At 40.1% G+C, this 19428-nt stretch carries 17 protein-coding genes and 1 riboswitch; of the genes, 11 read left to right on the forward strand and 6 right to left on the reverse strand.

Annotated elements, in window-relative coordinates; translation table 11 throughout:
- The first annotated feature begins 76 nt into the window (after positions 1–76).
- From AM629_RS03500 to mntP, 6 genes are all read left to right on the forward strand, one after another.
- Positions 77–1441, forward strand: coding sequence for an L-serine ammonia-lyase (locus AM629_RS03500; protein ID WP_054476196.1), 1365 nt, complete (start codon positions 77–79; stop codon positions 1439–1441).
- 499 nt (positions 1442–1940) lie between these two features.
- Complete coding sequence (gene manX, locus AM629_RS03505) at positions 1941–2915, forward strand: PTS mannose transporter subunit IIAB (protein WP_054476201.1); 975 nt, start codon at positions 1941–1943, stop codon at positions 2913–2915.
- A 73-nt stretch (positions 2916–2988) separates the two neighbouring features.
- Complete coding sequence (locus AM629_RS03510; protein WP_054476203.1) at positions 2989–3789, forward strand: PTS mannose/fructose/sorbose transporter subunit IIC; 801 nt, start codon at positions 2989–2991, stop codon at positions 3787–3789.
- A 13-nt stretch (positions 3790–3802) separates the two neighbouring features.
- Positions 3803–4669, forward strand: coding sequence for a PTS mannose transporter subunit IID (locus AM629_RS03515; RefSeq protein ID WP_054476204.1), 867 nt, complete (start codon positions 3803–3805; stop codon positions 4667–4669).
- A 79-nt stretch (positions 4670–4748) separates the two neighbouring features.
- A complete protein-coding gene (locus tag AM629_RS03520; RefSeq protein WP_054476205.1) occupies positions 4749–5207 on the forward strand; it encodes a DUF986 family protein in 459 nt (152 codons plus the stop codon).
- Positions 5208–5371: 164 nt separating this feature from the next.
- A riboswitch (yybP-ykoY riboswitch) is annotated at positions 5372–5562 on the forward strand.
- Positions 5563–5568: 6 nt separating this feature from the next.
- The gene (gene mntP / locus AM629_RS03525; RefSeq protein WP_054476209.1) at positions 5569–6150 is read left to right on the forward strand and encodes a manganese efflux pump MntP; all 582 of its coding nucleotides are present in this window, start codon (positions 5569–5571) and stop codon (positions 6148–6150) included.
- Between the two features lie 56 nt (positions 6151–6206).
- On the opposite strand, the gene rlmA is transcribed toward mntP, so the two are convergent.
- Positions 6207–7025, reverse strand: coding sequence for a 23S rRNA (guanine(745)-N(1))-methyltransferase (gene rlmA, locus AM629_RS03530; RefSeq protein WP_054476212.1), 819 nt, complete (start codon positions 7023–7025; stop codon positions 6207–6209).
- A gap of 340 nt (positions 7026–7365) precedes the next feature.
- Here rlmA and AM629_RS03535 point away from each other — a divergent pair, with 340 nt between their 5' ends.
- The 4 genes from AM629_RS03535 to AM629_RS03550 all read left to right on the forward strand — a co-directional run bounded on the left by AM629_RS03535 (position 7366) and on the right by AM629_RS03550 (position 8937).
- Positions 7366–7557, forward strand: a complete 192-nt coding sequence (locus tag AM629_RS03535) for a hypothetical protein (RefSeq protein ID WP_054476289.1) — start codon at positions 7366–7368, stop codon at positions 7555–7557.
- A complete protein-coding gene (locus AM629_RS03540) occupies positions 7517–7909 on the forward strand; it encodes a DUF2335 domain-containing protein (protein ID WP_161804206.1) in 393 nt (130 codons plus the stop codon). The genes AM629_RS03535 and AM629_RS03540 overlap by 41 nt, the downstream gene beginning before the upstream one ends.
- Positions 7910–8400: 491 nt before the next feature.
- Positions 8401–8604 carry a hypothetical protein gene (locus tag AM629_RS03545; RefSeq protein ID WP_054476214.1) on the forward strand — a complete coding sequence of 68 codons (204 nt, stop codon included), beginning with the start codon at positions 8401–8403 and terminating at the stop codon, positions 8602–8604.
- Positions 8605–8676: 72 nt separating this feature from the next.
- On the forward strand, positions 8677–8937 hold the full coding sequence (locus tag AM629_RS03550; protein ID WP_054476215.1) for a helix-turn-helix domain-containing protein: 261 nt from the start codon (positions 8677–8679) through the stop codon (positions 8935–8937).
- A 264-nt stretch (positions 8938–9201) separates the two neighbouring features.
- On the opposite strand, the gene guaA is transcribed toward AM629_RS03550, so the two are convergent.
- Both guaA and guaB read right to left on the reverse strand, forming a co-directional pair.
- Positions 9202–10779, reverse strand: a complete 1578-nt coding sequence (gene guaA, locus AM629_RS03555; protein WP_054476216.1) for a glutamine-hydrolyzing GMP synthase — start codon at positions 10777–10779, stop codon at positions 9202–9204.
- A 75-nt stretch (positions 10780–10854) separates the two neighbouring features.
- Complete coding sequence (guaB, locus tag AM629_RS03560; RefSeq protein WP_054476291.1) at positions 10855–12321, reverse strand: IMP dehydrogenase; 1467 nt, start codon at positions 12319–12321, stop codon at positions 10855–10857.
- A 172-nt stretch (positions 12322–12493) separates the two neighbouring features.
- Between guaB and xseA the strand changes: the two genes are divergently transcribed.
- Positions 12494–13867, forward strand: a complete 1374-nt coding sequence (gene xseA, locus AM629_RS03565) for an exodeoxyribonuclease VII large subunit (protein WP_054476292.1) — start codon at positions 12494–12496, stop codon at positions 13865–13867.
- Between the two features lie 28 nt (positions 13868–13895).
- On the opposite strand, the gene AM629_RS03570 is transcribed toward xseA, so the two are convergent.
- The 3 genes from AM629_RS03570 to AM629_RS03580 form a co-directional block, all read right to left on the reverse strand.
- Positions 13896–16175 carry a TonB-dependent receptor domain-containing protein gene (locus AM629_RS03570; protein WP_083451865.1) on the reverse strand — a complete coding sequence of 760 codons (2280 nt, stop codon included), beginning with the start codon at positions 16173–16175 and terminating at the stop codon, positions 13896–13898.
- A 131-nt stretch (positions 16176–16306) separates the two neighbouring features.
- Positions 16307–18364, reverse strand: a complete 2058-nt coding sequence (locus AM629_RS03575) for a S9 family peptidase (protein ID WP_054476295.1) — start codon at positions 18362–18364, stop codon at positions 16307–16309.
- Positions 18365–18497: 133 nt separating this feature from the next.
- Positions 18498–19298 carry an energy transducer TonB gene (locus tag AM629_RS03580; RefSeq protein ID WP_054476217.1) on the reverse strand — a complete coding sequence of 267 codons (801 nt, stop codon included), beginning with the start codon at positions 19296–19298 and terminating at the stop codon, positions 18498–18500.
- Positions 19299–19428: the final 130 nt, after the last annotated feature.

Here is a 19428-nt window from a genome sequence, read left to right on the forward strand (position 1 = left end):
AACACTACTAAATCACAGTAAAGTAGCGTACCTCAATATATATAACTATATCTCTATCTTTTTTAAGGAGTCTGGCGTGATTAGCGTTTTCGACATGTTTAAGGTCGGTATCGGCCCATCTAGCTCTCATACGGTTGGCCCGATGAAAGCCGGCAAACAGTTTGTCGACGATCTGGTAAACCAGGGACTAATGCCTTCTATCACGCGTGTAGCCGTCGATGTTTACGGCTCACTCTCATTAACCGGTAAGGGTCACCATACGGATATCGCCATTATCATGGGCCTGGCAGGCAACTTGCCAGCAACAGTTGATATTGATTCGATCCCCGGTTTTATTCGTGATGTAGAGCAAACTCAGCGTATTAAGCTGGCCAATGGTTTACATGAAGTCGATTTCCCACACGACAGCGGCATGGTTTTCCGTAGTGATAACCTATCGCTACATGAAAACGGTATGCAAATTCATGCATTCGCTGGTGACAAAAAAGTTTATAGCAAAACCTACTACTCAATTGGTGGTGGTTTTATTGTTGACGAAGAACATTTTGGTAAGCCATCTCAGGATACCAAACCTGTTTCATATCCATACAGCTCAGCAAAAGAATTACTGATGAATTGTAATAAAACCGGGCTGTCTGTCTCCGGTTTAATGATGAAAAACGAATTGGATCTCCACAGCCAGGAAGAGATTTATGCCTACTTTGCTGATGTTTGGGATACCATGCAGGCTTGTATTGAGCGTGGCCTGAACACAGAAGGCGTTCTGCCTGGCCCATTGCGTGTACCACGCCGGGCAGCAGCACTACACCGTATGCTGACTGCATCAAATAATCTGTCTAATGATCCAATGAATGTCGTAGATTTGATAAACATGTTTGCATTAGCAGTCAATGAAGAAAATGCTGCGGGTGGACGTGTTGTTACAGCACCAACCAATGGTGCTTGTGGAATTGTTCCCGCCGTACTTGCTTACTACAACCATTGCATTGAACCTGTAACACCAGAGCTGTACATCCGCTATTTCCTGGCCTCTGGTGCTATCGGTATTCTGTATAAAATGAATGCCTCTATTTCTGGCGCTGAAGTTGGTTGTCAGGGCGAAGTGGGGGTTGCTTGCTCAATGGCAGCAGCGGGTCTTACTGAATTACTCGGCGGTAGTGCTGAACAGGTTTGCATTGCGGCTGAAATCGGCATGGAACATAACCTTGGTCTTACTTGTGACCCGGTAGCAGGCCAAGTACAGGTTCCCTGTATTGAACGAAATGCAATTGCTTCAGTAAAAGCAATCAACGCTGCACGTATGGCTCTGCGCCGTACCAGTGAACCACGTGTTTCTCTCGATAAGGTTATTGAAACCATGTATGAAACAGGTAAAGACATGAACGCTAAATATCGTGAAACATCCCGTGGCGGTTTGGCGATTAAAGTTCAGTGTGATTAATCAAATAAGTAACCCGCTTTTTTAAGCAGCAAATCCTTCCACAACGAACATATCCCTGCCTTACGGCCGGGATATTTTTTATACAAAATCCAAATCGGATATTTCTTAACCTAAAAAGATGAATATATTTTTAATTTTAAATTAATAAGATGTTACCGGGAACAGAATTAATAACCTTTTAAAGTTAAATTTAAGATAATTAAAATGAAATTTAACAATATTTAGTTTATTAAATTATTTTATTACTAATATGTTCACCTATTTCATTTTTTCTGACTGATAGCAATTTTTCTCTAGTGCCTCTGATGCTAATCTAATAGTGTGTTTTCTCAGCCAATAAGAGATAAAAGTCTAAATCAAGCCAAATATTCAGACACCAAATCAACAAAAGACTATTACTTATACAGGTGAATTTTTTGTTGGAAGAATGATTCATTAAAATTATTGGAGTAAATTTGTAATCATTCTGCATTTATATTACTAACAGAGGGGAAAATAGGTGAGTATAGCCATTATGATTGGCACACATGGAGCTGCGGCTGAGCAACTGCTTCGCACCGTAGAGATGTTAATTGGGGAACAAGAAAACGTTTCTTATATTGACTTTGTTCCTGGTGAAAATGCCGATACTTTATTTGAAAAATACAACAGCAAACTTGCAAAGCTCAGCACAGATAAAGGGGTGCTATTTTTTGTTGATACATGGGGAGGAAGTCCATTCAATGCAGCTAACCGTATCGCTGTAGATAAAGAAAATTATGAGATTATTACCGGGGTTAACGTCCCGATGCTAGTTGAAGCCTTTATGTGCCGTGATGATGATCCATCTTTAGAAGAATTGGTCTCAGTCGCTCTGGAAACAGGAAAAGAGGGTATCCGGGCCCTAAAAACAGAAGAAACACCAAAAGTTGAACCTGTCAAACCTGTAGCCCCTGCCCCCGTAGCGACACTTACATCAGCACCACCAACCGGTGGTCATATGAAAATCGCGCTGGCCCGAATTGATGACCGCCTTATTCATGGTCAGGTTGCTACCCGTTGGACAAAAGAAACCAATGTCAAACGGATTATTGTCGTCAGCGACGAAGTTGCAGCCGATACTGTTCGCTCCACTTTACTGAAACAGGTTGCTCCACCGGGGATTAGTGCTCACGTTGTTGATATCGCAAAATGTATTCGCGTTTACAACAACCCGAAATATGCTAATGAACGAGTCATGTTATTGTTCACAAATCCAACAGATGTTCTTCGTCTAGTCGAAAATGGTGTCAATATCACTTCTGTAAACATCGGGGGAATGGCATACCGACAGGGAAAAATACAAGTTAATAACGCAATATCTATTGATGAAACTGATATTAAAGCCTTCAAAAAATTGGATGAACGTAGCATTGAGCTAGAAGCCCGTAAAGTTGCCAGTGATACCCGTCTGCAAATGATGGATCTAATCCAGAAGGTCAAAAACGAAAATTAAACCAGAGCAATTTAACTATTACTCAATGGCAAAAATTTCTCACCAAATTTAATTTGGTTACAGGAGACAAACAATGGAAATTACCGTTGTTCAAATTTCATTGATATTCATCGTAGCCTGTATTGCAGGTATGGATTCCATTCTTGATGAATTTCAATTCCATCGCCCACTTGTGGCCTGTACTTTAATCGGAATCATTCTCGGTGACATGACAACTGGCGTCATTATTGGCGGTACGCTGGAGATGATCGCACTTGGCTGGATGAATATCGGTGCCGCAATTGCTCCGGATGCGGCTTTAGCATCAATCATTTCAACTATTTTGGTCATCGCAGGTGGACGAGATATCGGTGAAGGTATCGCACTGGCAATTCCTTTGGCAGCCGCAGGACAAGTTCTGACTATCATTGTCCGTACCATCACAGTTGCGTTCCAGCATGCCGCTGACAACGCAGCAGAACGTGGCAATCTTCGGGCTATCAGCCTTATCCATTTATCCGCATTACTGCTTCAAGCTATGCGTATTGCTATCCCTGCCCTGATTGTTGCCCTGTCCGTTGGGACCAACGAAGTCCAACAATTGCTCGCCTCTATTCCTGAAGTTGTAACAAACGGCCTGAATATTGCGGGTGGAATGATTGTGGTTGTAGGTTATGCAATGGTCATCAATATGATGCGTGCGGGCTACTTAATGCCATTCTTCTATCTCGGTTTCGTCACTGCGGCATTTACTGATTTCAACCTGGTTGCATTGGGTATTATTGGTATTGTTATGGCCGTGCTATACATTCAACTCAGCCCTAAATACAACAAATCTCAGGTGGTTGCTGCCCCTGGACACACCAATAACGATCTTGATAACGAATTAGACTAAGAGGATGAGCAACATGTTAGATACAACAAAAACGGCTGCTCAGACAGTCGGCCAGAAAAAACTGACACCAAGCGACATCCGCGGTGTATTCCTCCGCTCTAATGTGTTCCAAGGCTCATGGAACTTTGAACGTATGCAAGCGCTGGGTTTCTGTTTTTCTATGGTTCCAGCCCTCCGTCGTCTGTATCCAGAAAATACCGACGAGCGTAAACAAGCAATTAAACGTCATCTTGAATTCTTTAATACTCATCCTTACGTTGTCGCACCTGTATTGGGCGTCACGATGGCAATGGAAGAGCAGAGAGCTAATGGAGCAACAATTGATGATGGTGCTATCAACGGTATCAAAGTCGGTTTGATGGGGCCATTGGCCGGTGTGGGTGATCCAATTTTTTGGGGCACAGTCCGCCCGGTATTTGCTGCTTTGGGGGCGGGTCTAGCAATGAGCGGTAGCTGGCTTGGACCAGTACTATTCTTCTTTTTATTTAACTTGGTTCGCCTATTGGTTCTCTATTCAGGGATCTCTTATGGCTATAAGAAAGGGATTCATATCGTTCAGGATATGGGGGGAGGCTTCCTACAAAAAATGACGGAGGGTGCATCAATCCTTGGACTGTTTGTCATGGGAGCATTAGTTAATAAATGGACGAAAGTCAATATCCCGCTAGTCGTATCAGAAATCCCTAACCAACAAACAGGTGAAAAAACAATCACCACGGTTCAGAATATCCTTGATCAACTGATGCCGGGCCTTGTACCACTATTGCTGACATTTGCCTGTATGTGGCTATTAAGGCATAAAGTCAATGCCCTATGGATTATTATTGGCTTCTTTATTCTGGGGATTATTGGTGCCAGATTTGGGTTCCTCGGCCTATAGAAATAATCATCCCATTAATCATACGGGGAGAAATTCCTCCCCGTATTTTCTTTTTTTACAACAACACAGAGATTAAAGAATGAGCCTCAATGATATGGTATTAGTGAGTTTAATTGTGCTAATGCTAGCTTTCGCTATCTATGACGAATTTGTGGTTAATCTACTGAAAGGAAAAACCTATTTACAAATAAAGCTAAAAAGAAAACATAAAATTGATGCTCTCATCTTTATTATCCTGATACTTATTGTTGTTTATAATAATATCATTGCTCATGGTAGTCGTTTAACCACATATTTATTGTTATTTACTATCCTGGTTACTATTTATATTGCCTATATACGCTCACCTAAATTGTTATTTAAAAGTAAAGGTTTTTTCTACGCAAATACGTTTATTTCTTATGACCGGATAAAAACCATAAATTTATCTGAAGATGGCATTCTGGTTATTGGTTTAGAAAATAAAAATTTATATGTCTCAGTCTGCCAACTTGATGATTTAGAAATGATTTATAAATTCCTTGTTGAAAATAGATAGATAAGAATAAATAATGGATAGAAAAATAAATAATAAACAATCAGCTTTATGCTGGTTTTTATTTTCTCCCACATGACAAATAGATAATGATAATTATTATCGGTATCATACTTTAACCCTAAAAATAATATTATTTTCTCTTTTTGAGTTATTATGCTATCTTTGAAAAAGTCATGGGGAGTAGCCTGTTTCAGAAAAATGATTTAGTTAATTTCTCTGAAAAACTCGTATCAACATACTCGTTTCAAAATAAAACGTGGTACGGGTAGCCTTTAAGGTTGGCAAGACCATAGGCATATAACACATCATTGGTTGGGGGTGAGTTATATGTATATGGAAACACCCAACCGAGGCTATTTTAATGAACTTATACGCAACCCTTATCCTAGCTTTAGCGCTCTCAATGGATGCTTTTGCTGCTGCAATCGGCAAAGGGGCCGCACTGCATAGACCACATTTTCGTGAAGCACTCCGTACTGGCCTGATATTTGGTGTGGTGGAAGCTTGTACTCCGCTGATTGGCTGGTCGATAGGACTTTATGCCAGTCAGTATATTATGGAGTGGGATCATTGGATTGCTTTCACTCTGCTGTTTATTCTAGGCTATAGAATGGTTACAGACAGTTTTAAAGCTAGCCCGGAAAAAAAGTGTGAACCACCCTGCCGCCACAATTCAATGGTATTAATAACAACCGCTATTGCTACCAGTCTGGATGCAATGGCAATTGGTGTCGGACTCGCTTTTCTTCAAGTCAATATCATACATACTGCGATGGCTATCGGTATAATGACAATGATTATGGCGACATTGGGGATGTTAATTGGCCGCTATATTGGCCCACTACTAGGCAAACGTGCTGAGCTTATTGGTGGGCTTATTCTGATTGCAATTGGCTTCAATATTTTATTTGAACACCTCGAATTATTTATGTACTCGAAATAACGCCTCTAGCCCAGAATATTTCTTTTCCAAAAATGATATTTTGGGTTAAATTCTAATTAATCAAGACGTTGATAAACCCGCAATATAAAATCAGTTTCGCATTCAAACAACGCTTTATCTGCCAATCCTTTTTTCACATCTTCTGTGGCCCGCCAGGCAAATGGTGTCATCTGTAATAAATGATGCGCCTGTATTCCATTTAATTTCATTGGATAAGATAATGATTCATCCGTTATCAATTCGAATCCTGCTAACTGTTCTGTCTTCAATGGATGAAGCTGAATATTCTGATAAATCAATTCCTTGAGCTGATAAAGATGGCGAGGACCGGGAGTGACTGTCAGAACAATTCCCTGTGGCTTAACAACCCTTGCCAGTTCTTCCGCTTTGCAAGGCGCGTAAATCCGTAGCACCCCGGCAAGAGATTCATCGGCAAATGGCAAACGATGGCTCGACGCGACACAAAAGCTGACAGCAGGATAGCGCTTAGCGCCATAACGAACTGCGATCTTAGCGACATCTAACCCATAGATTTTAAGATTACGTCTCTTGCTTAACTGCGCTTCAACCGCAGCGGTGTAATAACCTTCACCGCATCCTATGTCCAGTAAACTTTCTGCCTTTTCTGGCAGATACTTTTCCAGCAATTCCGAAACCTGTTGTTGTAATGGTTGATAATGCCCAGAATCCAAAAACGCCCTTCTTGATTGCATCATCTCTGGACTATCTCCCGGTTCTTTAGACCTTTTATGCTGAACAGGCATCAGATTGACATACCCTTCTTTCGCACAATCAAACTGATGATTATTCTCACAACGCCATTGCTGTCGAGTGAACAATAAAGATTGATGACATAAGGGGCATTGATACGACATAAGATTCCCAAAAATATAAGCAAAAACCAGCCAGCACTATAGCATATTCTGATACTTTTAGTCGTAAATCATACTCATTAATAGTTCCTATATAGACGATTAATAATTACCTTGAATGAAATTATATTCCATTATTTTCAGTTCTATTTTTGAGCCGGCTCGCAATATTTTTATGGAATAAATCTATTTATCAGGTATTATTATCCAATCAAAATCAAGAAAATATAATTGTAAATAAATCATTTAACTAATAGAAGCAACTAATAACACAGGTAATATGATGAACATTTTCATACAATATTTTAATAAATTAAGATCAATTTCACCGAGATTCGATATTATGCCCAATACAAACTATTTTGATCTTATCCCACAGAAGAGTGATGTTGATACTTTAGCAGATGATCTGGATAAAGTCCGTGCAGACTTTGCTGTTGTATTAAAGCAATTCAATGATGAAATCATATTATCTACAGGGAAAGAGACGATATATGAGAAAAATGGTCACCGGAAAACATCCGAAAATAGCTAAACAATCTAATCAAGGTGATATCAATCCATTATATTATCAATTGCCTGATTCGGAGATATTATCGCTTTATGAACAACATACAAAAGGAGCTGCAGATCGATTTCTAACCCTAATCGAACAACAACAACAGCACAGACACGAGATGGAAAAAGTCGCTTTAGAGCAAATGGTAAGAAAAAGTATAAGGGGACAAAGTTATGGATTATTACTCACTTTTATCTCTTTGTTTGTCGCTTTAATCTTGGGTTTAAATGGAAATAATTGGTTAGCAGGAATTATTGGAAGTGGCACTGTAACAACTATTCTAATTATTTATGTTTTAAATAGAAATCCACACCGATTTATAAGATAATTAATATAGATCAGGGTAAAAATGTCTTATTTTATATTGTCATAGATCTTTACTTTGCCTAAAATTTATAGATAAAAAATAAAATATCAGTTAATAAATTGATGACATTTATACCCAATAGATTTCAAGGTGCATCGCGACGGCAAGGGAGCGAATCCCCGGGAGCATAGATAACTCTGTGACCGGGGTAAGTGAAAACAACCAACAAAGCAACAACTTGAAGGATGAAAAGTATATCATTAATTTAACGGTTACATTCGCAAAATAGCAACGATTGGCCGATGAATTGATAATTAAATATCTGAACATAACTTGAAATGACATTATGAAAATAATCCAGCGGATCACAATATCTTCGGCTGTAACTGGAATAACTCTTAATGAATAAATTGGACATCCAAAAGTCTACAAACCATCTTTGCCACTTTCTACATCACTAATTAATAGAATAGCGTAAAATTAAATCATGGTTTGTAGCATTGGAGAAACAAGTGACCGTCAATATTGATACTAAAATTCGTCATGTAACACCAATTGGGAAAAATATTTTTTCTGAACTCGGCTTTGACGCACAAGAAGCACAACAACTTAATACTAATTCTTTATATGAAATCGCAAATACGTTAGCAATCAAAGAGAAACTGATAGGAGAAATTACACTGGATCGTAAACAAAAAACTGAACAGCTTCTCTGAGACTGTAACTTTGGATATTCCTGCAAATGAGGGATATTCTATACTTGGGATCTTTCTATTAAGGCAAAACGAATGAGCTCGATTTACTCAGAAGAATATCAGCACGTTATCCGATTATTACGCGAAACACGCTTGGAAAAAGGCATTACACAGGAAAAACTGGCGCAAGTATTTGGCCGTCCTCAATCATTTATAGCCAAAGTTGAAAATGGTGAAAGAAGACTGGATGTCGTGGAATGTATGCACATGGCCCATTTATTGTCACTAAACCCAATCCAAATTCTAAACAAAATAAAGCTGAAAAAACCAAGTTTTAACAATAATCTCAAGTGAATATCGAGTTTATTCTTTATATTCTTCAATCAACTTGTTAACCAACTCCGTGGCAGTTGTTTGCTCTGTTCAACACATACAGCTTTGTTATGGATCTCTACGGCTACGTTACTCATGAGTTAAGACCTCTTCAATCCAATCTCAGTTATATCCAACTGACGAATACAGTTCAGTGCATACCATAAACAAAAACACCAAAAAACGTTTTAGTTTTATTGATGTTTTTAATTTAGGCTTCAACCAATGTCTATAGACTCTGAGGGCTTATTCCCACTCAATAGTCGCAGGGGGTTTACCACTGACATCATAGACCACTCTTGATATCCCTTTGACTTCATTGATGATCCGGTTAGAAACCCGGCCAAGGAAATCATATGGCAAATGTGCCCAATGTGCGGTCATAAAATCAATAGTTTCTACTGCCCGTAACGAGACAACCCAGTCATACTTGCGGCCATCCCCCATAACGCCCACCGAACGAACCGGCAAGAATACAGTAAATGCCTGGCTGACTTTATTGTACAAATCAGCCTTGTGCAGCTCTTCAATAAAGATAGCATCTGCCCGACGTAGTAAATCGCAGTACTCTTTCTTCACTTCACCCAATACACGAACACCTAAGCCGGGACCTGGGAATGGATGGCGGTTCAACATGTCATAAGGCAATCCCAACGCCAAGCCAATCTTACGCACCTCATCTTTGAACAACTCTTTCAGAGGTTCTACCAATCCCAGTTTCATCTCTTCTGGCAAACCACCTACGTTATGATGAGATTTGATAACATGGGCTTTACCTGTCGCAGATGCCGCTGATTCGATGACATCCGGATAAATAGTACCTTGTGCCAGCCATTTAACCTGAGTCTGTTTACTTGCCTCTTCATCAAAGACTTCAACAAATACACGACCAATCGTTTTACGCTTCTCTTCCGGATCATTGATGCCAGCCAGTGCAGCAAGGAAACGATCTTCGGCGGGAACATGAACAATATTTAGCCCAAATTTGCCGGTAAACATTTCCATTACCTGATCAGCTTCATTCAAACGCAACAAACCGTTATCAACAAATACACAGGTCAGACGATTACCAATTGCGCGGTGCAGCAATAATGCGGTAACAGAGGAATCAACACCACCGGATAACCCCAAAATAACGTGATCCTCACCAACCTGTTCGCGTAAGCGTACAACGGTATCTTCGATAATAGAATCAGGAGCCCACAGCGCTTCACATTGACATATATCCAGTACAAAACGTTCCAGTATGCGCTGCCCCTGACGAGTATGAGTGACTTCCGGGTGGAATTGTACGCCATAAAAACGTTTTTCTTCATTCGCTATAATGGCAAATGGACAGGTATCAGTGCTGGCGATCGTAATAAAGTCCGCAGGAATTGCCGTGACTTTATCACCGTGACTCATCCATACATCCAGTAATGGTTGACCTTGCTCATTTAATGAATCCTGAATCCCACGGAATAGTGCACTTTCCGATTTAATTCCGACCTGAGCATAACCAAATTCACGCTCAATAGAACTTTCAACCTTACCACCAAACTGCATTGACATAGTTTGCATACCATAGCAAACACCCAATACAGGAATACCCGCGTTAAAAACATATTCAGGTGCCAGTGGACTTCCCTGCTCTGTGGTGCTTTCCGGGCCACCGGAAAGAATGATACCGCTTGGATTAAAGCTGCGGATTTGTTCTTCAGTGACATCCCATGCCCAAAGTTCACAGTAAACCCCGATTTCACGGATACGACGAGCAATCAACTGAGTATATTGTGAACCAAAATCGAGGATAAGAATGCGGTGCTGATGGATATTAGTTGTCATGTGCGGGGAATTCCAAAAACAAGTAGTAAAAATAAAAAAGGTTCAGTGGCCTTATTCAGGCCACATAAATATGAATTACAAACCTAAACGGTAGTTTGGAGACTCTTTGGTAATGGTCACATCATGAACGTGGCTTTCCTGAATACCAGCACCACTAATGCGAACAAATTCTGCTTTAGTTCTCAATTCATCAATGGTTCCACAGCCTGTCAATCCCATGCAAGAGCGCAAGCCCCCCATTTGCTGATGGACAATGTTTTTCAGCAAGCCTTTATAGGCAACACGGCCTTCAATACCTTCCGGTACCAGCTTATCTGCGGCATTATCAGTTTGGAAATATCGATCAGAAGAGCCTTTAGACATCGCCCCCAACGATCCCATACCACGATAAGATTTAAATGAACGTCCCTGGAACAGCTCAATTTCTCCTGGTGACTCTTCTGTCCCTGCGAACATAGAACCCACCATAACACAAGACGCTCCCGCAGCGATGGCTTTGGCAATATCGCCAGAGAAACGAATACCACCATCAGCAATAACCGGAATACCGGTGCCTTCCAACGCTGCAACCGCGTCAGAGATAGCAGTAATTTGTGGTACACCTACACCGGTAACAATGCGGGTAGTACAGATAGAACCGGGACCGATACCGACTTTAACAGCATTGACTCCAGCCGCTACCAGCGCTTTTGCTCCTTCCCCAGTTGCCACGTTACCGCCAATAATTTGTAGATTTGGGTATTTAGCGCGGGTTTCACGAATACGTTGCAATACACCTTCAGAATGACCATGTGATGAATCAATCAGCAGAACATCAATACCAGCGGCAACCAACGCATCAATACGCTCCTCATTGCCGGCACCAGCACCAACCGCTGCACCAACACGTAAACGGCCATGCTCATCTTTACAAGCATTAGGTTTACGCTCTGCTTTCTGGAAATCTTTAACTGTGATCATGCCAAGCAGATGAAAGTTTTCATTAACTACCAGTGCTTTTTCGACACGTTTTTCATGCATTTTCTGCAATACAACTTCGCGAGCTTCGCCCTCTTTTACCGTTACTAAACACTCTTTAGGTGTCATTACAGCAGTAACTGGCTGATCCAGATCAGTAACGAAACGTACATCACGGCCAGTAATAATACCAACTAACTCATTTCCTTCAGTCACAACAGGATAACCAGCAAAACCATTACGTTCAGTTAGAGCTTGAACTTCACGCAGCGTTGTTTTAGGAGTCACAGTGACAGGATCTGTCACAACACCACTCTCATGTTTCTTCACCCGACTCACTTCTTCTGCTTGACGCTCAATCGACATATTTTTATGGATGAAACCCATTCCCCCCTCCTGAGCCAACGCAATAGCTAAAGCGGATTCAGTCACGGTATCCATAGCCGCAGATAGCATAGGAACCTTCAGAAGGATAGTGGGGGTCAGTTGAGTAGACAAGTCAGCAGTGTTAGGCAGAACAGTAGAATGGGCAGGAACTAACAGAACATCGTCAAAGGTTAAAGCTTCTTTTTTTATTCGTAACATAAGCAATATCTCACCAAGCTGCTGAAAATTTAAGGAATAAAATATTGCCGCGGCATTATACAGAACGTAATCGGTTGCCTCCAGCATTTTATTAAAAAATTTCTTGCTTACTTCATCATGAAGGTTAGTATCAGTATATTAAGTTCTTGTTTTGAAATTTGATCTTTCTCATATGTCACTACCTTTTAATACTGAAATTTTTTCTGTCAGTCGCCTCAATCAGACGATTCGACAACTGCTCGAAATGGAAATGGGCAGAATTTGGCTAAGCGCTGAAATATCTAACTTTTCTCAACCTTCTTCTGGTCACTGGTATTTCACACTGAAAGACGAACGTGCCCAAGTGCGAGCAGCTATGTTTCGCAATAGCAACCAACGTGTGACATTCAGACCACAAAATGGTCAGCAGGTATTAGTGCGCGCTGCAATTACACTTTATGAACCAAGAGGAGACTATCAGCTCATTGTTGAAAGTATGCAACCCGCCGGTGATGGCCTGTTACAACAACAGTTTGAATTATTGAAACAAAAACTCAGTGCTGAAGGATTATTTGACCAAAGCTATAAAAAACCCTTGCCATCTCCTGCTCAACAGCTTGGTGTGATTACTTCAACCAATGGTGCTGCTCTGCATGATATTTTGAATATTTTAAAGCGTCGTGATCCATCATTACCCATCATCATTTATCCAACAGCCGTCCAGGGTACAGAAGCACCGTTACAGATTATCAGGGCTATTGAATTAGCTAACGAAAGGCAAGAATGTGATGTATTGATTGTTGGACGTGGTGGCGGCTCGCTAGAAGATTTATGGAGTTTCAACGATGAACATGTTGCCAGAGCGATTTTTCACAGTGATATTCCGATAGTCAGTGCTGTAGGTCATGAAACGGATATCACCATTGCTGATTTTGTGGCAGATTTACGCGCTCCTACACCATCAGCAGCAGCTGAGTTAGTCAGCCGTAATCAGCTTGAATTATTACGTCAAATTCAATCACAACAACAACGGCTGGAAATGGCAATGGATTATTTCTTTGCCCAGAAACAACATGTTTTTAGTTTGTTATCTCATCGTTTACAGCAGCAACATCCCCATTTACGACTGGCTCGTCAGCAAAACATACTGGTCAGTTTACGCCAACGACTCACTGACAGCTTGCAACGGCATCTACGACAAAGCAATCTGGCTTATGAGAAATTGCAGCAACGCCTCTGGCATTCAGAGCCTAGTCAGCAGATCCACCAGTATAGCCAACAAATCCAACAACAGGATTTCCGGCTAAAACAAGCGATTGAACGACAACTCAGCCGTTCCAGAGAAAAATTTGCCGTTTCCTGTTCACGAATGGAAGCCGTCAGCCCACTAGCAACTCTGGCTCGTGGTTACAATATCAGTGAAACATCTGATGGAAAATTACTGAAACAAACCAAACAAGTACGTGTTGGTGATGCTCTGAGAACCCGTTTACAAGATGGTTGGATTGAAAGTGAAGTTATTAAAGTGAAGAAAAAACGCCAGAAACGGCGAGCAAATCAGGAATAATGGCATTCCCTTGCCACTTTTTCTTACATCAGAAACGAATTTCTGCACCTGCAATATAGGTACGCCCTCTGGCGGTTTGCATAGCTGAAGTTTGTTCGGTCATTAATGGAGAAGAATTTACACGATTAAGTGCTTCAGAATAGTTTTTGTTTGCCAGGTTCTGTACTGAAAATTTCAACAATACGTTTTTATTTATCTGATAATCACTATAAAGATCAACTATCGTCGGGATTTTAGGCTCTTTTTGTAGTACAACCCGCCCATCACTATCCACATTATATTGATCTGGGTCCAGTCTATGAGAATCGCCAGTGTATTTAACAATCGCACCAATACGGAATTTTTCATCAAATAAACGAACACCTGTATCCAGAGTCATAAAACTATCAGGTAATTGTGACACGGGATCAGCACCAAAATGCGCTGTAGCTGCCGAAGTTGGCTGGCGCGTTTTTTGCCAGCTATAAGCCAATTTGCTATAAAACACCCCCGCATCATAATCAGCAGCAACTTCATACCCACGTATTGTCACCGGCGTCAAGCTATTGTGATAGATATACATTTTGATGTTAGGATCGACTGTATCGTAGTTGTCCAATGAACTATCGTATTTACATGTTTTCCTGTTGCCACAAATAATCCAGATATCACTGAGAATATAATTTTTTACTTTAGAGTGATACCAGGCGGCTTTCAAGCGGAAAATATCTCCCTTAACAATCAAATTTGGGCGAAAACTATTAAAACCAATTTCATAAGTATCTGATGTTTCTCCCTTCAAAAATGGATTCATGGAACCACCACCTTCATTACTATAGAAAGTTTCCTGAATGTTTGGTGCTCTCATTGAGCGAGCATAACTGACGAATGGCTGAAATTCAGGAATAATTTCTGCTGATAGTAAAATGCCAGGATTAAATCCATGTTCTTTCAAATTCAATTCGGTTGCCCACTGAGGGAAACAAGGAATCCGCAGATCACAAGCCGGTTTATGGCCTTTAACATTGTAGTCCATATAATTAAAGGTAATATTGGCCTGATAAATCCCACGATTTATTTTCAGCCCACCATAAATACTGGCAATATCTTGTTTACCACTTGGTGCAAAGACATTATTTTCTTTTGCTTCCCTATCCGTTTTATCATATTTTTTCTTTTCTTCCTCATTTTGACCTTTACCAGAATAAGTACTATCTGTTATTTTGCTATATTCGGTTTTCATCAATTTACTGCCAAATGTTAGCTCAAAATTTGTATTGCCATAGTCGAATCGACTAATGTTACTAATATCTATTGCATCTGACTTGTTTTTGGCTCTGCTATTTATCAAATCAAAAAGTGAATCACCTTCATAACGTTGACTACTCTCACTGGTGCTGGCCAATAATTTCATATCAACCCATTCACTAAATGGTGTGTAATTGTATTTTAGATAAACATCCCGACTGTCAATATGACGGCGGGTAAATTTATTATGATAATTGCGCCCACTGAGTTCCATATCATGAAATTCGTTTGGTTTAATATTTATTTTCATTAACTGCGAATTGGGTTTTTGCTTAAATGATTTATTGGTAGCAAACTCATCACTTAATACACCGTCGCCATTCTTATAATGTGCATCAATTGAATGTCCGCTGCCAGCCAACATAGCACCTATTGAACCCTCAGAACTAAAAGCCGGTATTTTACCCGCAACCGCTATCATGCCATTATGACCAATGCCATTATCGCCATAAGTTGCTTTTGTGCGTACTCCTAGCGAATTCCCAGCAAATATTACATCATCTATGCCAATTGTGCGGAAATTAGCACTACCTACCAAGGCATTAACGCTATTTGAACCATCAGATTGACCACGGTTAACATCAACGCCCACGATAAAATTAGGATCAATTAGTGCCCCGAATTGGTTATAAGTCAAACCATGAATTGGATTCGTCGGAGATGTACCATAAAAGCTCTGGCTAACACCATCAACCATCATATTAACCCGGCCAAAGCCACTTAATCCACGGATATTTACACTCACCGTCCCCTGTCCCGGATCTATTTGCGTATAGGTTCCTGGCATACTGCGCAATATATTATCTATTGACTGAAGTTTAGTATCTTCGCCTTTAGAACTATAAGAACCGGGCCTTTCCATTGCCCGCACTTCGGCATTATCCTGCGAACCTGAAACCTTAAGACTGCTGAATTTCATTACCTTATCTGATTTCTTCTCTTGTTTTTCTTCACCATAAGCAAGCCCTTGAAGCCCAATCAACACAACACTGGCTCCTGCTATTTGTGTCATTATTCTCATTTCAATCATCCCAAATTCATAAAAATAAATTATTTGCTCACATGTCAGTCTTCAAAAAAAGAATAAAAAGATTCAGCACTGATAAATAATTATCAGTGCTTTAAATAACAAACTTATATTTATAATTTCTTTCAGTTATCTCTTAATTGTGGAAAGTATTTCTTAGCATCATCCAACATTAAAATAAAACTGTAATCCAATGCAGTATCTTTCAAACGATTAAAACGGCCTGATTTACCATCATGCCCCGCACTCATATTGGTTTCCAGTAATAAAACAGTGTCATCTTTCTTCATATCCCGTAATTTTGCGACCCATTTAGCTGGCTCCCAATATTGAACCTGTGAATCATGTAATCCACTCGTAACCAATAAATTGGGATAGCGCTGAGATTTTATATTATCATATGGGCTATATGATTTAATTCGGAAATAATCATCTTTGTTTTCGGGATTACCCCACTCTTCATATTCTCCTACTGTCAGTGGAATAGAAGGATCGAGCATGGTTGTAACAGCATCAACAAATGGAACCTGAGTAACAACACCACGATATAATTCCGGTGCCTGATTAATTACTGCTCCCATCAGCAAACCACCAGCACTGCCTCCCATAGCATAAACACGCTTACTGTCACCATATTTCTGAGCAATCAGATCCTTGGTCACATCGATAAAGTCATTAAAACTATTCATTTTATTTTCGACTTTACCTTGCAGATACCACTGCTTGCCCAATTCACCGCCACCACGCACATGCACCAATGCGTAAACAAAACCTCTGTCCAACAGACTCAATCGTGATGAGCTGAATGCCGGGTCCATACTCGAACCATAAGCCCCATATCCATATATCAATATTGGGTTATGGCCTTTTTTGAACAGTGATTTACGATAAACCAGAGAGACTGGAACTTCCACACCATCACGAGCTTTCACCCAAATACGCTGGCTCTCATAATTATGTTTATCGAATCCTTTTACTTCCTGCTGCTTAAGTAATTCCCGCTCACCTGTTTTCATATTCCACTGGAATGTTGAACTTGGTGTAGTCATGGACGAATAACCATAACGTACAAAATCAGTATCTGGCTCAGGGTTGTAATCAATCCATGCCATATAACTCGGATCATCAAATTTAATCTGTTTTTCTTGCTGTGTTTCCCAATTAATCTGACGAATTGTCGGCAATCCTTTTGTTCGCTCCTGTACAACTAACCAGTTATTGAACAATACGAAATCTTCAAGATCACTATCCTGCTGTGGAGCAATAACTGTTTTCCACGGTGTATTTATTGCATCAGTCTGATAAAGCCCATAAGTTTCATTTTCATGATTTGAACGGATGTAAAAATAATCACGGAAATGGTCTATATCATATTCCCGACCTTCTTGACGGGGAGAAAATACTTGAAGTTCAGCTTGTGGTTTATTTGCATCAATCAGTAAATATTCCGAAGTCGAAGTGCTGGTTATCGACAACATAATATAATCACGGGAAGAACTTTTAGAGAGTTCTAAGTAAAATCGCTCATCTTTTTCCTGATATATTTTCTGATCTTCAGTAGTATTTGTACCATATTGGTGACGAAATACTTGGTATGGCAACAACGTTTGAGAATTCCTGCGCACATAAAATAGTGTGTTGTTATCATTTGCCCAGACAATATCGCCAGAAGTATTGTTTATTACGCCATTATTCCACTGTTTATCATTGATCTCTTTAAAGGAGATCTGATAATTACGGCGCCCCTGAGTATCTTCGGCAATCGCAATATGTTTATTATCAGGCGTGATAGCAAAATCACTCAGTTGGTAATATTCATGCCCTTTAGCTCTTTCATTGCCATCAACCAGAATCTGCCAATCTGATGAACTATCAACCGGTTTACGCTGATAAATCGGAAAATCTTTTCCAGCTTCATAAATTGTACGATAAATATACCCGTTATAAGTGTATGGCACGGATTGATCATCCTGTTTCATCCGACTAATCATTTCTTCATATAACGTATCCCGCAATTGCTCACCGGGTTTCAACATCTGTTCAGTATATTTATTTTCGGCTATCAAATGATCAATAATTTTTTGATCCTGACGATTATCATCCCTCATCCAGTAATAATCATCTGTACGAGTATCACCATGAATAATCATCTGATGTGGTTGTTTAATTGCCTTTGGTGGCATAATTCCTTCCTCTGCCGCAGCTGAACTCAACCAGCCACTTAATAAAAATGTTAACAACAGCCCTTTAGTTTTCAGGGCAAACTGCGCTTGCTGCCTTAACATAATATATACTGTCCTTAAGTCATTAAAGATATTAATTGACTAAACTAAAATCAATTGGAAGTTCTATCGTAATTTCATTGCCGTTTAAAATAATATTGGGAGGAGCTGGCAATGGTTGCGCTCTTGCCAAAACTTGTTTCGCTTCCCTGTCCAGAGAATGGGTACCTGAACGATGAACCAAAACGCTGTTAGTAACATATCCGTGTTTATCAATAGTGAACCTGACCGTAGGCCGGCCAGTGCGGTTTCTTCTCTGTGCATCCTCAGGATAGCGTTTATAACGGTTTAAATGCCCGATAACTTCAGCTCGCCATGCAGCGCCTGCATCAACAATAGCATTTGAATCACTATCATAAGAAGCAGCAACTCGCGAAGTTAGATTAACCGAAGTGGCAGTACTGCTCACAGGAGCAGCACTACTTTGAGATTTTTCACTCTCTTGTTCTTCTACCTGTTGGCGCTTTACTGGCGGTGTTTTTTTAAGCTCTTCGAGGTTCTTTTTCTGTTTTTTAGGCTTATGTACCAAAATCTGCGCTTGTTCATCTTTAATAAGCTCAGGCGCTTTAATCTCATTAATCGCACTTTCTTGTTGTCGGCTGGCAACAGAAAGTTGCTGTTCAATACCAATAGGTTGTTTTTGTACCTGATGTATCGCTTCTGTCAGTAATGAAAGCTCCATCATCACCGCCGGAGGTGACATCAATTCATCAACAGAAATTTCTTCTGACTGGTAGATAATCCATCCAGCCCAAATGAGATGAACAGCAAGAGCAAAAACAAGTCCTTTTTTAAAATGACTTGTTTGAAAGACAGGGTGTGTCAACGTTAACATTAGTTACAGCGCATAATTTTAATTATCATTTGGTAATGATAATTAATTCCATATGTTAATGAAAATTATTTTTGCATATATCGTTAACTTGCGCACATCCATGTACCAGAACCCTTTAAATACAGCCTAA

Origin of the sequence: Photorhabdus heterorhabditis (assembly GCF_001280945.1) — a bacterium.
In the GTDB taxonomy this organism is placed as follows: Bacteria; Pseudomonadota; Gammaproteobacteria; order Enterobacterales; family Enterobacteriaceae; genus Photorhabdus; species Photorhabdus heterorhabditis.

Excerpts from the sequence above, each read along its gene's own strand:
- AM629_RS03510 (WP_054476203.1), top strand. The coding sequence starts at position 2,989 with ATGGAAATTACCGTTGTTCAAATTTCATTGATATTCATCGTAGCCTGT.
- AM629_RS03515 (WP_054476204.1), top strand. The coding sequence starts at position 3,803 with ATGTTAGATACAACAAAAACGGCTGCTCAGACAGTCGGCCAGAAAAAA.
- AM629_RS03520 (WP_054476205.1), top strand. The coding sequence starts at position 4,749 with ATGAGCCTCAATGATATGGTATTAGTGAGTTTAATTGTGCTAATGCTA.
- mntP (WP_054476209.1), top strand. The coding sequence starts at position 5,569 with ATGAACTTATACGCAACCCTTATCCTAGCTTTAGCGCTCTCAATGGAT.
- rlmA (WP_054476212.1), bottom strand. The coding sequence starts at position 7,025 with ATGTCGTATCAATGCCCCTTATGTCATCAATCTTTATTGTTCACTCGA.
- AM629_RS03535 (WP_054476289.1), top strand. The coding sequence starts at position 7,366 with ATGCCCAATACAAACTATTTTGATCTTATCCCACAGAAGAGTGATGTT.
- AM629_RS03540 (WP_161804206.1), top strand. The coding sequence starts at position 7,517 with ATGAGAAAAATGGTCACCGGAAAACATCCGAAAATAGCTAAACAATCT.
- AM629_RS03550 (WP_054476215.1), top strand. The coding sequence starts at position 8,677 with ATGAGCTCGATTTACTCAGAAGAATATCAGCACGTTATCCGATTATTA.
- guaA (WP_054476216.1), bottom strand. The coding sequence starts at position 10,779 with ATGACAACTAATATCCATCAGCACCGCATTCTTATCCTCGATTTTGGT.
- guaB (WP_054476291.1), bottom strand. The coding sequence starts at position 12,321 with ATGTTACGAATAAAAAAAGAAGCTTTAACCTTTGACGATGTTCTGTTA.
- xseA (WP_054476292.1), top strand. The coding sequence starts at position 12,494 with ATGTCACTACCTTTTAATACTGAAATTTTTTCTGTCAGTCGCCTCAAT.
- AM629_RS03570 (WP_083451865.1), bottom strand. The coding sequence starts at position 16,175 with ATGAGAATAATGACACAAATAGCAGGAGCCAGTGTTGTGTTGATTGGG.
- AM629_RS03575 (WP_054476295.1), bottom strand. The coding sequence starts at position 18,364 with ATGCCACCAAAGGCAATTAAACAACCACATCAGATGATTATTCATGGT.
- AM629_RS03580 (WP_054476217.1), bottom strand. The coding sequence starts at position 19,298 with ATGTTAACGTTGACACACCCTGTCTTTCAAACAAGTCATTTTAAAAAA.